Annotated in this window: 11 protein-coding genes; 4 read left to right on the forward strand and 7 right to left on the reverse strand. The window is 62.5% G+C overall.

Annotation, left to right across the window (positions count from 1 at the left end; genetic code table 11):
• Nucleotides 1-27: 27 nt before the first annotated feature.
• On the forward strand, nt 28-1,230 hold the full coding sequence (locus ABAC460_RS42900) for a DUF2336 domain-containing protein (protein WP_031237309.1): 1,203 nt from the start codon (nt 28-30) through the stop codon (nt 1,228-1,230).
• 71 nt (nt 1,231-1,301) lie between these two features.
• Here ABAC460_RS42900 and ABAC460_RS42905 read toward each other — a convergent pair whose 3' ends face one another.
• From ABAC460_RS42905 to ABAC460_RS42915, 3 genes are all read right to left on the reverse strand, one after another.
• Nucleotides 1,302-1,793 (reverse strand): histidine phosphotransferase, encoded by a 492-nt coding sequence (locus tag ABAC460_RS42905; protein WP_023455003.1) that lies wholly within the window; start codon nt 1,791-1,793, stop codon nt 1,302-1,304.
• A 91-nt stretch (nt 1,794-1,884) separates the two neighbouring features.
• Nucleotides 1,885-2,643: an NAD kinase gene (locus tag ABAC460_RS42910; protein WP_023455004.1), complete on the reverse strand. Its 759-nt coding sequence runs from the start codon at nt 2,641-2,643 to the stop codon at nt 1,885-1,887.
• A gap of 47 nt (nt 2,644-2,690) precedes the next feature.
• Nucleotides 2,691-3,512 (reverse strand): DUF2336 domain-containing protein, encoded by an 822-nt coding sequence (locus ABAC460_RS42915; RefSeq protein WP_023455005.1) that lies wholly within the window; start codon nt 3,510-3,512, stop codon nt 2,691-2,693.
• A gap of 244 nt (nt 3,513-3,756) precedes the next feature.
• On the opposite strand from ABAC460_RS42915, the gene ABAC460_RS42920 reads away from it, so the two are divergent.
• Nucleotides 3,757-5,151: a hypothetical protein gene (locus tag ABAC460_RS42920; protein WP_023455006.1), complete on the forward strand. Its 1,395-nt coding sequence runs from the start codon at nt 3,757-3,759 to the stop codon at nt 5,149-5,151.
• On the opposite strand, the gene ABAC460_RS42925 is transcribed toward ABAC460_RS42920, so the two are convergent.
• Together ABAC460_RS42925 and ypfJ are read right to left on the reverse strand one after the other, a co-directional pair.
• Complete coding sequence (locus ABAC460_RS42925) at nt 5,135-5,518, reverse strand: hypothetical protein (protein ID WP_023455007.1); 384 nt, start codon at nt 5,516-5,518, stop codon at nt 5,135-5,137. The two genes, ABAC460_RS42920 and ABAC460_RS42925, sit on opposite strands and share 17 nt — an antisense overlap.
• 233 nt (nt 5,519-5,751) lie before the next feature.
• Nucleotides 5,752-6,591 (reverse strand): KPN_02809 family neutral zinc metallopeptidase, encoded by an 840-nt coding sequence (gene ypfJ / locus ABAC460_RS42930; protein WP_031237310.1) that lies wholly within the window; start codon nt 6,589-6,591, stop codon nt 5,752-5,754.
• Between the two features lie 292 nt (nt 6,592-6,883).
• Here ypfJ and ABAC460_RS42935 point away from each other — a divergent pair, with 292 nt between their 5' ends.
• Nucleotides 6,884-7,978 (forward strand): efflux RND transporter periplasmic adaptor subunit, encoded by a 1,095-nt coding sequence (locus tag ABAC460_RS42935; RefSeq protein ID WP_031237311.1) that lies wholly within the window; start codon nt 6,884-6,886, stop codon nt 7,976-7,978.
• A 1-nt stretch (nt 7,979) separates the two neighbouring features.
• Nucleotides 7,980-11,519: an efflux RND transporter permease subunit gene (locus ABAC460_RS50930; protein ID WP_023455010.1), complete on the forward strand. Its 3,540-nt coding sequence runs from the start codon at nt 7,980-7,982 to the stop codon at nt 11,517-11,519.
• A gap of 52 nt (nt 11,520-11,571) precedes the next feature.
• Here ABAC460_RS50930 and ABAC460_RS42940 read toward each other — a convergent pair whose 3' ends face one another.
• Nucleotides 11,572-12,075: a hypothetical protein gene (locus ABAC460_RS42940; protein WP_023455011.1), complete on the reverse strand. Its 504-nt coding sequence runs from the start codon at nt 12,073-12,075 to the stop codon at nt 11,572-11,574.
• A gap of 48 nt (nt 12,076-12,123) precedes the next feature.
• Nucleotides 12,124-13,407, reverse strand: coding sequence for an HlyC/CorC family transporter (locus tag ABAC460_RS42945; RefSeq protein WP_023455012.1), 1,284 nt, complete (start codon nt 13,405-13,407; stop codon nt 12,124-12,126).

A 13,407-nucleotide genomic window follows, 5' to 3' on the forward strand; every position in this document is an offset into this window, starting at 1 on the left:
CGTAGTGCGCCCGAACTCCCAAGGAACATGACCATGTCCGCCCTCAGTCTGTTGTCCCAGCGTACCGTTCTCTCCGACGCCGACATCAAGCGTCTGGTCCGGAGCGAGAATGCCGACGACCGCGCCGTCGCCACGCATAAGATCTGCCGCGTCATGGAACGCAGCGATATGGCCGACGGCGACCGCGAAGCCGCCCAGGAAATCATCCGCATGCTGTCTCAGGATGCGGCCGAACTGGTGCGCCGCGCCCTGGCCGTCACCCTGCGCACCTCGGACCTGCTGCCGCACGACGTCGCCATGAAGCTGGCCCAGGATGTGACGACGGTGGCTGTGCCGGTCCTGACCCATTCGCCGCTTTTTACCGACCAGGACCTGCGCGAAATCATCCGCACCGGCGGCCCGACCCGCCAGATCGCCATCGCCAAGCGCGACGCCCTGTCCGAAGCCGTGACGACCACCCTGGCCGAAACCGGCGTCGAAGAAGCGGTGGTCATCGCCTGCGCCAATGACAATGCCAAGTTCAGCGACGGCGGCATGAACCGCGTCATGGACCGTTTCGGCACCTCCGAAGTCGTCCACAGCGTCCTGATCAACCGTAAACTGCTGCCGGTGTCGGTCAGCGAGCGCCTGGTCCATATCGTCTCGACCGCCCTGCGTGAGCAACTGATCACCCGTCACGCCATCAAGCCGGAGACCGCCGTCGAGCTGGTCCAGGCGACCCAGGAACGGGCGACCCTGGACATGGCCGACCAGACCGGCGCCAGCATGGACCCCAAGGGGCTGGCCAAGCACCTGATGTCGACCAACCGGCTGACGCCGTCCCTGATGCTGCGGGCCCTGGCGCGCGGTCACATGGGTTTCTTCGAACATGCTCTGGCCGAGCTGTCGGGCGTGCCGCATGAGCGCACCTGGCTGATGGTGCATGACGCCGGTTCGCTGGGCCTGCGGGCGGTCTATGACCGTGCCGGCCTGCCGGGCCGCATGTTCCAGACCTTCCGCATCGCCGTCGACACCTACCAGTCCCTGATGGCCGAAGCCGGTCACCTGGACCCGATGCGCTTCCAGGAGAAGTTGATCGAGCGTTTCCTGACGCAGGTGCCGTTCGCCCCGCGTGAGGACCTGGTTTATCTGTATGAGCGCCTGGACCGGGATTCGAAGGGCCGGCGCTGGAACAAGATCCAGGAAACGGCCGGTCCCGGGATGACCATCGCGCCGAAGGCCGCGGCCTGATCCGCACACTAACCCAATAAAAAAAGGCGGCCCGCAAAGGCCGCCTTTTTCGTCTCCGGGTCCGTTCGCTGTTACGCCTTGTCGGCGTTGTCGAGGTGTTCCTTGACCCGCGCTTCCAGCGCTTCAGCCAGGACACGTCCCATCGGGTGGTTTTCTTCCTTGATCTGGTCGCGGACGATGGCGCGGACGGCATCCATATGTGCATCGACCAGCAGGCGCGGGGCCTGGGCGCGCTTGGTTTCGTCGTCCATCATCTTGCACAGCGAACCGCAGATACGGGTGATCAGCGGATAGCCGTAGGTCGTGCCCAGCCCCTTCAGGTCGTGGGCGCGGTAGAACAACTGCTCGACATTGACTTCATTCAGGCCTTCGACCTTGATGACCGCCTGGACATCTTCGAGTTTCTTGACCTCTTCCAGAAGCCACGAGTCGAACTGCGTCGACAGGTCGGCCAGGGCAGCTTCGGCCTTGGCGATCGATTCCGCGTCGAGCGCGCCCAGACGCCCGCCCACCTTGGCGCGCAGGGTGTTGGGAACCTGGATGATCTGGGCTTTCTCCGGCATGGTTACTCCTGGCAGGCGGACTTGACGCGATCTTGTCCTGCCAGAGTAACCCAAGGATGTTTAATAAGGGTTAGTGCCGCCGCACAAAGTATCAAACGATGAATTGTTCGGCCATGACGCGCTCATCATACCCCTTGCCGGCGTCGAACAGCAGGGTGGCCTTCAGATCCTCGGCCTCGGCGATATCGACGCGGATCACATTGCGCACCTCATAGGTATCGGCAGCGGCGCTGATCGGACGCTTGTCGACCTCCAGCGCCTCAAAGCGGACCTTGGCGGTGTGCGGCAGGACGGCGCCGCGCCACCGCCTGGGGCGAAAGGCGCTGATCGGCGTCAGCGCCAGAGCCTTGGCGGTGAGGGGGATAATCGGACCGTGGGCCGACAGGTTGTAGGCGGTGGATCCGGCCGGCGTCGCCACCATGGCACCGTCGCAGATCAGTTCGTCCATACGTTCCTTGCCGTCGATCAGGATGCGCAGTTTCGCCCCCTGGTGCGACTGGCGCAACAATGACACCTCGTTGAACGCCAACGCCCGGTGTTCCTTGCCGTCGCGGCTGAGCGCGGTCATGCTGAGCGGACTGATCAGGGTGCTTTCGCTCTTGATGATCCGCTCCACCAGATTGTCTTCCGAGAAGTCGTTGAGCAGAAAGCCCACCGATCCGCGGTTCATGCCGAAGATCGGCACCCGGTCATGCAGGTGCTTGTGCAGGCTTTGCAGCAAGAATCCGTCGCCGCCCAGGGCGACCACCACGTCCGGATTTGGCGATGAACCATACAGCGCCTTCAGGCGTACACAGGCGGCCTGGGCTTCGGGGCGGTCGGAGGCGGTGAAGTCGAGGCGCAGGGACATGGCAGGGTTGTAGCCGTTTGCGGAAGAAATTCAACCGGGACCGTGGTTTAGTCCAGAAGCGCCGTCAATTTTTGCCGCGCCTCGGGCGGCGTAAGCGCGAAAACCGAGAGGACCACGGGGCGGTGACGCTCATTGACCTGGGGCTGGCCGTCGTGGCGGCTCTGCCAGAACGACAGCAAATGCAGGAACACCGCCTTGTCGAGCTCCAGCGCGCAGCAGGCCAGGGCCAGCGGCACCGCGGACCCCGCGGCGAGCAGGCGATCCAGGGCGGCGGTATCCAGTTTCAGGCGCCGTGACGCTTCGCGGACGAAGCCGTCGGTTTCGCCCGAGCGCATGAATTTCAGCAGTTTCAGATTGCTGTGGCTGTCCCAGGTGGCGGGATCGGGCGACGGCACGGCACGGCGGAAGCGTTCGGACAAGGCCTGGCGCAAATCCGGCCGGTCCTGGGCCAGCCGTTCCAACCGGCCCTGGTCGTCTTCGTCCAGTTCGGCGGCGGGGTTGCGGACCAGGGCGACGAGCACGCTGTCGTGGCCGCCGCGCAGCAACGCGCGGACGACCTTCCAGTCGAGAGCCGGGCGTTGCGCAATGAGGAGGTGGTGGGCCTCGCCGGTCGCGGCAATAAGCGCCAGCAGGGCAGGAGTATCAAGCGAGGGCAGGGACGAACGCAGCAGCGGCGCCGCCAGGTCGATCGGCATGCGGCACAACCTGACGATCAAGTCGTGGTCGTTGCGCAGTGGCTCCGGGGCATGGGCGACGGCGCGGGTCTCGCAATGCGGGGCATGAAAGCAGACGGCATGAAAGTCCGGTCGTGGCTTGGCGGCCGGCTCAACCGGTTCGACATCAGGCAGGACAAACTTCAGGGCCGCCACGGCACACTCCACGATTCGCGATGAGTGTGCCGTGACAGGGTGAACAGTTGCTTAATTCCATGCTGTGTTGAAGTTTACTCAACACAGCACCGCAGCGTGCGACTGCACGCCGCGGCTGATGCGGCGAGCCTCGCGGCGCTTGAGCGCTAAGAATGGCCTGGCTTAAATTTGCCGATGTTAATCTTGTTTCAATTTCAGGTGGTTACGGTGGCAGTTTGTAACAGTACCCACACAAGGGCAGTTCATGTCCGGAAATGATCAGGAAACATCGCGGGGGTTTGCGGCTGGTGGGGCGCCGCGCGGCCCTGCGCGCGAACGACTGGTGTTACAGCGTGAGGACGCTGTCAACATTGTGGAACGCCTGCGTGAAACCCATGTCGATGTCGATGGTCATGCCTTTCTGCTTCAACTCGACACCATGATTGTGCGTATGGGGGCGCGATGGGCGGCCAAATGCGATCTGGTGTTCGACCACCTGAAGACCAATTTCGAAAAGGCCTACCCTGAGCCAAACTGGTGTATCGGCCTTAACGGCGACGCCTGGCTGGTGATGCTCCCGCAATTGAGCCCGCGCAAGGGTGCCCTGGCGGTTTCCGATGTCTGGCGCGAACTGTGCGGCTTTTTCGTCGGCGACATGTCTGACGTGGAGGTGCCGATTTACGACGTCCTGGTCGAAGACGTCGACCGCCTGTCCATCGGCAAGATAGATCTGAATACCTATGTCGGTCCCGGCGAAAGCGATGCCCCATTAAAGGCCCGTCATGGCCGGTTCCAGGACGAAGCCAGCGATCACGGCCCGGCGACCGGCGGCATGGCCAATGCCGTGCCGATCCAGCGTCCGGTGATTGTCGCCGCGTCGGTGAACTACGCCGGCCGTACCTTGAAGGTGGCCAGCGCCATTGAGCCTCTGTTCGAGATGAAGAAGATGGTCATGATCGGCCATCGCCTCGAAGCCATGGTGATGGAAAACCTCGACAATGCGTTGCTGGATCGCAAACACCTGGCCAATCTCGACTGGAACCTGCGCGAGCAGGTCGACCTGGTCAATATCGACCAGGGACTGAAGCTGTTGCGGATGCGCACGCCGGAACAGCGCAAGATGATGATGGTGGTGCCGGCGGCATTTTCGACCTTTGCGTCGGCGCGGGCACGCCAGAAGATTACGGTTGAGGTCGCCAAGGCGGCGGCTGAGATGGGCCTGAAGGTCCTTTTCGAAGTGCGTGGCCTGGACGGGGTTCCGCCGCATCGTATTCTGGAAATCGTCTCGATGATCAAGCCGTTCTGTATGACGGCGGTGGGATCGGTGAACGCCGATCGCAAGACGATCGCCACGCTGAACAAGTGTGGCCTGTCGGGCGTCTGTATCGAATATGACGGCGTCAAGCGTGACGAGGCCGCCCTGCAGGACCATTTGTCTGCCCTGGCCGCGGCGGCGAAGCTGTCGGCGGGGGCCTGCATGGTCCAGGGCTTCGACAACTATCGCCAGATGGCGGTGGCCCGCCTGGCTGGGGTGACCCATGCCAGTATGAAGACGGCGGCGCTCATGTCGCCCAAGGGCGCCGCGCACCTGGCGTCACGCGCCGCGGAGGGGTTGCGTGACAGCGACGTGCCCTTGCCGAGTCTCAGCCAGGGGCTTTAACGCCCTTGCAGTAGGTGTCGAAGAGGCGTTGGCCCTCGGATGCCTTTTTCAACGAAAAATCACGCGCATCGGTCAGGACCGCGTCTGACGCCCGCGCCGTATCCTTCGCATCCTTGGGCGCGGCGATGGCCTGGTCGTAGAAGCCCGCCGCCTTGTTCCAGTCGAGGGCGGCCGATTCAAGGTCAGGGCATACATCTGCCGCATCGCTTCCGGTATCCAGAAGCGCCGAGACACCGGTCAGCAGGGTGTCGCCCAACTGGTCAAACAGTTCGGCATGTTCGATGGCGGTGTCGTAGGCGGTCTTGTCGGCTGCCGTCGCAACGGCGGGCGAGATAAGTAGCGCAAGCGCGAGAGCATAACGGAGCATGGCGGCCTCGGAGGGGATGATGCCTCCGATGTAACCGCTGCGACCGCCGCGACCTACTTACAAATCCTGTCACCCGGCGGCTTGGGGCGGACTTCCAGGTTGGCGCAGAATGAGTTCGCACTCTCCCTCCTCTCCACGAAGTGGGGAGGGGGACCCCGAAGGGGTGGAGGGGTATCTTACTTTCCAATTCGGTGGCTTCGCGCAAACCGCTAGCCAATGAAGCACCAACCCAACTACACCCCGAACGTGTCGCAATCCTGCGGGTTCCCACGCGCAAACCCGGTCCGGAACCACTTGATACGGTCGGCCGAACTACCGTGGGTAAAGCTGTCCGGCACCACCCGGCCCTGCGACGCCTGCTGAAGCGTATCGTCACCGACGGCCGAGGCGGCGCCGATGGCCTCCTCGATATCGCCGGCCTCCAGCCAGTTCATCTTCGTGTTCGAGCGATTGGCCCAGACGCCGGCATAGCAATCGGCCTGGAGTTCCAGCTTGACCGACAGAGCATTGGCCGCGCTCTTGCTGACCTGGCGGCTTTGCTGCTCGACATAGTCGGAAATGCCGAGCTGGTTCTGGACGTGGTGGCCGACCTCATGGGCGATGACATAGGCCCGGGCATAGTCACCCTTGGCGCCCAGTTGCTGGTCCAGGGTGCTCCAGAAGTTCAGGTCGAGATAGACCCGGTTGTCGGCCGGACAGTAGAAGGGGCCCATGGCCGCCTGGCCGGTGCCGCAGCCGGTACCCGTGGCGTTGTCGTACAGAACGACCTTCGACGGCTCATAGCGCTTGCCCTGGGCCTGGAACATCTCGGCCCAGGTATCGTTGGCCGAGGTATGGATGACGTCGACGAAGGCGCCGGCCTCGTCCTGCGGATTACCGACCGACGCCTCCTGCTGCTGGCCGCCCTGGACCGATTCCAGGCCGCTCATGACCGCCTGTGGGTCTATGCCGAAAAAGTAATATCCGGCCAGGGCGATCAGCACTACGACGATGCCGCCGCCACCGATCATGCCGGGCCCGCCCATGCCGCGCCGGTCCTCAACGCCGCTTCTGCGTCCGCCTTCCCACCTCATGCCAAGCCCTCCGTTATCGCACCTGATGTGCCAGATCTGTCATCTTGTGCCGGAGTCAGTCACATCTTAACTCTGTTTTCAAGAGGAGGTGTGCCGGGCGTGCCACGTGAAGAATTTTTAACCTCGCCGGTACTCAATACTGACAGTTTCAGGTGGCCGGTAATTCGAAATGCCGTTATGACAGGGTTGTCATCGCGATACTGCACTTGCGAAACTTTTGCAGCGTCTCGTTGACTCGGTGAGAGGCCGCCATCATCATGGGTGGTGGAGAGAAACACAGGATTCTGAAAGCATGTTTATGGGGCTTGGCATGGGTTCGCGGCCGCTGCGGGTAGCAGCTGGTCTGGCGGCGGCATTGGTGATGGCATTCGGCCTTCAGGCGTGCTCTGAAAAGAAGGACGAGAAGAAGACGGAGGAGAAAAAATCCGCCGTACATGCTTCGACCGTCAACTACGCCGTGGTCGGCCAGGTTAGCGCACCGATCACCATTACCGGCTCCGGCACGGTCAGCGCGTGGCAGGAAGTGCCCGTCGCGGCGGAAACCGGCGGCCTGACCGCGGTTGCCCTGCTGGTCGACGAAGGCGCCTTCGTCAAACAGGGCCAGCCCCTGCTGAAAATGAATGACGTCCTGCTGCAGGCCCAGCTCAAGCAGGCCAAGGCCAGCTACGATCAGGCCAATAAGGCCTATGACCGCGCCAACACCCTGTTCAAGCAGGGCTACCTGTCGGCGGCGGCGCTGGACAATGCCCAGGCTTCGATGCTGACCACCCAGGCAGCCATGGAAACCGCCCAGACGCAAGTGTCGCTGGCCACGGTCAAAGCGCCGGTGTCGGGCATCATCACCAAACGTACCGCAGTGCTGGGCCAGGTGGTGTCGCCGGGCGCCGAACTGTTCCGTATGGTCCGCGATGGCCGCGTGGAACTGAACATGGAAGTCGTCGAAACCGAACTGGCCCTGGTGCGGCCGAACATGGCGGCGACCGTGACATCGCAATCGACCGGTCCGGTGACCGGCACAGTGCGCATCGTGACCCCGCAGGTCGATGCCGCCACCCGTCTGGGCTATGCCCGCATCTCGGTGCCGTGGGAATCGGGCCTTCGCCCGGGCATGTTCGCCCAGGGCTCGATCGACGCCGGCAGCCAGCCGGCCCTGGTCATACCGCAGTCGGCCGTGGCCTATACCGAAAACAAGCCGGGCGTCTATGTCATCGGCCCGGCGAACAAGGTCGCCTTCCGCAATGTCACGCTCGGCGGCCAGCAGGGCAAGAACATCATCGTCCGTGACGGCCTGGCCGCCGGCGAACGTATCGTCACCACCGGTTCGGGTTTCCTGAACGGCGGCGACACGGTCAAACTGGCCGGCAATCCACAAGCGGCCGGTGAGTAAGATGTCGACCGAAAAACCGACTGCCAAGACGCCCCCCACGGGCTTCCAGATATCGTCCTGGTCGATCCGCAATCCCATCCCGGTCATCGTCTTCTTTATCGTCATGACCGTGGCCGGCATTATCGGCTTCAACAGCCTGCGCATCAACAACTGGCCCGACATCGATTTTCCGATCGTCGTGGTGACCGTGGTGCGCTCGGGCGCGGCGCCGACCGAACTGCAGAACCAGGTCACCCGCATCGTCGAAGACTCGGTCTCCGGCCTCGGCGGCGTGCGTCACATTCAGTCCTATGTCAACGAAGGCGCGTCTACGACGGTCATCACCTTCCAGCTCGAAACCGATCTGGAAAAGGCGACCAACGACGTTCGAAACGCCGTGGCGGGTGTTCGGGGCAACCTGCCCGGCGACGTCCAGGATCCGATTGTTTCCCGCGTCGAGAACGCCCAGGGCCAGGCCCTGGTCAGCTACACCATACGTGCCGCCAATATGAGTCCTGACCAACTGAGTTGGTACGTCGACAACGACGTTGCCAAGAAGGTCCTGGGCGTGAAAGGTGTGTCACAACTGAACCGCGACGGCGGCGTCAGCCGGGAAATCCGTATCGAGCTGGATCCGGCCAAGCTGGCCGCCCAGGGCGTGTCCGCCGGCGATATTTCGCGTCAGCTGACGTCGTTCAATGTCAACATGCCAGGTGGCCGCTTCAATGCCGGCACTTCGGAACAGACCATCCGCACCATTGGCGGCGCCGACACGGTGGAACAACTGGCGCAAACGCGTATCACACTGAATAACGGCGGCACGGTCCGGTTGGGTGACCTCGGTACCGTAACCGATACATGGTCTGAACCCCGGACCCGGGCACGCTTTGACGGCAACGAAGTTGTCGGCTTTAACGTCCAGCGGACCCGCGGCACCTCCGAACACCATGTCGCCAAGGCCGTGCGGGCAGCCGTCGAACAGCTGAAGAAACAGAACCCGAACGTCCAGATTGAAGAAGTGGCCTCCAGTGTCACCGAGGTCGACCGCAGCTTCAACGTCTCCATGGAGGCCCTGGTGATCGGGGCGGCTCTGGCTGTGTTCGTGGTGTTTCTGTTCCTGCGTGACTGGCGGGCGACCCTGGTGTCAGCGATCGCCATGCCCATGTCGCTGCTGCCGACCTTCTATGTCATGTACCTGTTCAACCAGTCGTTCAACGTGGTCACCTTGCTGGCCCTGTCGTTGACGGTGGGGATATTGGTCGATGATGCCATCGTGGAAATCGAGAACATCGTCCGGCACATTCGCGAGGGTAAAAAACCCTATCCGGCCGCCATCGAAGCCGCCGACGAAATTGGCCTGGCCGTCGTGGCCACCACGGCGACCCTGATTGCGGTGTTCGCGCCGACAGGCTTCATGCCGGGGATTGTCGGCCAGTTTTTCGAAAGCTTTGCCATCGCCACCTGCGTCAGCGTCTTCTTCTCGCTGGTTGTGGCGCGGACCCTGACCCCGCTGATGGGCGCCTATCTGCTGCGCGCCAACCCCAAACACGACCACGACGTCCCCTTCTGGATGGGCACCTATCAGAAGATGCTGAAATGGACCCTGGAAGGTCATCTCAAGTGGCGCTGGTACATCCTGTTCCACGGCGCCATTGTCCTGCTGGTTCTCGGTATCATGGGGGTCACAGGCAAGAACTATCTGCTGGCCGGGATCGGCGTAGGGATATTCCTTTTCACCGTTCTTCTGTTCGTCCTCTTCCACAATAACTATATGAAGGCCCGCTGGGCGGCGCTGGAATTCGGCGGACTGTTCTCGTTGGCCATCATCGCCATGGGCCTGCCCAAACCGCCCCCTCCCGGCGGCGCGGCAGCCGCTCAGGCAACCGCCGAGGCCGGGCAGGCTGCGGCCCAGGGCAATCCTATCGTCGGCGCGGTCATCTTCGGCGTCATCGGCCTGTTGCTGCTGATCGGAACCATCTTCCTGGTCGTCAAGATGAAGAAGTCGCTGCTCGGCGCCCGTTGGGCGGTGATTATCGGTGGTATCGCCTTCTTCATCGGCTCGATCGTCCTGCTGCAATTGATCCCCAGCGACAACTTCCCTGCCGACGATGCTTCCATGTCGGTTATGAGCATATCGCTGCCGCCAGGAACACCGCTCAACCAGACCGATGATGTCGTCCAGCGCATCGTGGCCGACCTGAAGACGCAGCCGGAGTATAAGTCCAGCTACGCCACGACCAACATGAACAGTGCGACGATTATCGTCAATCTGGTGCCCCGCCACGATCGCAAGGTCACTCAGGTCCAGTTCGAGCAGGCCTTTTCCAAGAAGCTGGCAGCCTATCCGGGCGTCCGGGCCAGCTTCGGCCAGGGCGGCGGCGGCGGCACGGGCGTGGCCTATATCCTGGTGGGCGAGGACGAAAAGGTCCTGATGTCGACCGTGGCGCAGCTTCAGCGCGAGATGGTGGCGCTTCCGGAACTGACCAATGTCCGTTCCGAGGACAACCTGACCCGGCCGGAAATTGTCATCACGCCCAAGCCTGACCAGGCGGCGCTGATGGGGGTTTCGACCCAGGACATCAGCTCGGTGGCCCGTGTGGCGACCGTTGGCGACATCGATCAGATCCTGGCCAAGTTCAACCAGGGCGACCGCCAGGTGCCGATCCGGGTCCTGCTGAAGGAAGACGCCCGTCTCGACGTCAGCAACCTCAACAACCTGATGGTCCCGACACGGTTCGGCACGTCCGTGCCGCTGTCAGCGGTGGCTGACATCAGCTTCGGCGCGGGGCCGATCCAGATCAACCGTCTCGACCGGACGCGGACGGCGACCATTCGGGCCGACCTCAACGGTGTGCCGACTGGCCCGGCCGACATTGCCGTCGCCAATACGCCGACCATGAAGAAGATCGCCACCAACCAGATTCCGGGCGTCCGTACGGTCCTCAACCCGGATACCGAGGACTTTGCCCAGATGGCGATCAACTTTATGATTGCCATCTTGACCGGCATCGCCCTGATGTATGTCGTTCTGGTGCTGCTGTTCGGATCATTCTCTCACCCTTTCACCATCATCTTCGCCTTGCCCCTGTGCTTTGGCGGCGCCTTCATTGCGCTGCTGATGTTCAGAATGAGTCTCAGCATGCCGACCTATATCGGTCTGATCATGCTGGTTGGCATCGCCGCCAAGAACTCGATCCTGCTGGTCGAGTACGCCATGGTGGCGATCAAGGAAGGCATGACGCGGACCGAGGCCCTGACGGAAGCCGCCAAGAAGCGCGCCCGTCCTATCGTGATGACGACCATTGCCATGGGCGCCGGCATGATCCCCGTCGCCGTGGGCGAAGACGCCTTCCGTCAGCCGATGGCCGTGACGGTGATTGGCGGTCTGATCACTTCGACCCTGCTGTCGCTGTTGTTCGTGCCGGCCACCTACACGGTCATCGACCAGATCTCGCACTTCTTCGGTAAGCTGATCTCGCCGGCCTTCCACGCCCAGGGCAAGGATGAACCGGCGCCGGAACCCGAGCCCACGCCCCCGCCTCAGGACGAGTGGCGCTACTGATTGAAAACCCCTCCGGAACGATCTGGAGGGGTTTTTCATTTTTGGGATGTGGTCAACCCGAGACGATGATCTCTTCCAGTTTTCCGTTGCGCCAGTAGTATAGAACCGCCCCGACCTCAAGTTTCTCAAAGACCAGCGATTGGTTGGGTATTTGTATTTTTTCGCGGGTTTCGAATTCGTAGGCTGGCCCCGGTGCTTCTGTATGAACGACCATATGGTCGAGCGGTCCGTCAAAAAGGATATGTTCGGTGAAACCTGACTTGGCATCCACCAGGACGACCATACGCATCCGGTCCTTGCTGAGGATAACCAAACCGTAGGAGGTGCGGCCTTCGCCTTGCAGATCGACGCGCGCAAGGCCGGGACAGGCATTGCCACGGTGTTCCTTCCAAAGCGCCGCGTCATCGGCGTACAAGTCGGCATTTGTGATAACGTGCCAGCCCGGCAAGGTGGACAGATAAGCTTTGACCTTCGGATCGTCGACAGTGCAGTCAGCCATGGCTGGTGTAACGACAAAGGCGCACAACGCAGCGGCAAGCGCGATCGGTCGAAACATGTTTTCCCTCCTCGATAGCCGGAAAGCAGCGCCGAAATCATCGGCCTGTCAAGCTGGCGTCACGGGCACCGGCGTGATCTTCAAAGCCGTGATCTGGTTGCGCTGGCGACGCATGATCTGGAAGCGCCGGCCATAGAACAGGAAGGTCTGGCCGGGCTCCGGAATCGTCCGCGCCTCATGGATGACCAGGCCGGCCACCGTCACCGCCACATCGTCGGGCAGATCCCAGTCCATGGCGCGGTTCAGGTCGCGGATCGGCATGTCGCCGTCGACGTGGATCGAGCCATCCGACTGCTTGCGGATGGCGGTGAAGACGGCGTCGTGTTCGTCGTCGATCTCGCCGACGATCTCCTCCAGGATGTCCTCCAGCGTCACCAGGCCTTGCAAAGCGCCGTACTCGTCGACCACCAGGGCGAAGTGCTGCTTCTGCTTCAGGAAGGCCGCCAACTGGTCTTTGAGGTTGGTGGTGTCGGGGATGAACCACGGCGTGCGCGTAATGGCCATGACGTCGACGGCGGCGACATCGCCGCGGGCCCGCGTCACCGCCGCCATCAGGTCGCGAGCGTGCAGGATGCCGATGATGTTTTCCGGATTTTCGCGATACATCGGGATTCGGGTATGGCTGAAGTTCAGCGCCGCCTCGATGATATCGGCCATGGGCAGGTCGGCGTCGATCATGTCGATCGACTTGCGGTGCACCATGATCTGGCTGACATCCAGGTCCTGCAGGTCCAGCACGCCGCGGAACATGTTGCGGTCCTCGGCTTCGACGGCGCCTTCGTCGTGGTGATATTCGACGGCGCCGCGAATCTCCTCATGCGCTGCCAGGACGTCGATCTCCATCGACAGCTTGACCCCGAACAGCCGAAGGGTGCCGCGCACGAACCACTGGACCGCCTGGACGATAGGGCCGAAGATGAACACTGTCCACATGACCAGCCGCGACATACCGCGGGCGACATCGTCCGGCTTCAGGATGGCCAGGGTCTTGGGCAGGACCTCGCCGAAGACCAGGATCAGCACGGTCATGACGGCGGTGGAAATCGCCACGCCCCAGTAGCCGGGGAACAGCCCGCCCAGGACGCTGGTCGTCAGGGCCGAGGCGCCGATGTTCAGAACGTTGTTGGCCAGAAGGATGGCGCCGATCATCTTCTCCTGGTCGCCCAGCAGGATATTGACCCGTTTGGCGGCCTTGTCGCCGTCGCGCTCCAGTTGGTGCATCCGCCCGCGTGAGGCCGCCGTCAGCGAGGTCTCACCCGCAGAGAACAGCGCCGAGACGAACAGGAGAGCGATCAGAGAGGGCGCCAGAAACAGGATCGTGGCGATAAGCAT

The organism is Asticcacaulis sp. AC460, assembly GCF_000495795.1.
Lineage (GTDB): Bacteria > Pseudomonadota > Alphaproteobacteria > Caulobacterales > Caulobacteraceae > Asticcacaulis.

Coding starts and splice junctions, on each gene's coding strand:
- ABAC460_RS42900 (WP_031237309.1), top strand. CDS start 28: ATGACCATGTCCGCCCTCAGTCTGTTGTCCCAGCGTACCGTTCTCTCC.
- ABAC460_RS42905 (WP_023455003.1), bottom strand. CDS start 1,793: ATGCCGGAGAAAGCCCAGATCATCCAGGTTCCCAACACCCTGCGCGCC.
- ABAC460_RS42910 (WP_023455004.1), bottom strand. CDS start 2,643: ATGTCCCTGCGCCTCGACTTCACCGCCTCCGACCGCCCCGAAGCCCAG.
- ABAC460_RS42920 (WP_023455006.1), top strand. CDS start 3,757: ATGTCCGGAAATGATCAGGAAACATCGCGGGGGTTTGCGGCTGGTGGG.
- ABAC460_RS42925 (WP_023455007.1), bottom strand. CDS start 5,518: ATGCTCCGTTATGCTCTCGCGCTTGCGCTACTTATCTCGCCCGCCGTT.
- ypfJ (WP_031237310.1), bottom strand. CDS start 6,591: ATGAGGTGGGAAGGCGGACGCAGAAGCGGCGTTGAGGACCGGCGCGGC.
- ABAC460_RS42935 (WP_031237311.1), top strand. CDS start 6,884: ATGTTTATGGGGCTTGGCATGGGTTCGCGGCCGCTGCGGGTAGCAGCT.
- ABAC460_RS50930 (WP_023455010.1), top strand. CDS start 7,980: ATGTCGACCGAAAAACCGACTGCCAAGACGCCCCCCACGGGCTTCCAG.
- ABAC460_RS42940 (WP_023455011.1), bottom strand. CDS start 12,075: ATGTTTCGACCGATCGCGCTTGCCGCTGCGTTGTGCGCCTTTGTCGTT.
- ABAC460_RS42945 (WP_023455012.1), bottom strand. CDS start 13,407: ATGCTTATCGCCACGATCCTGTTTCTGGCGCCCTCTCTGATCGCTCTC.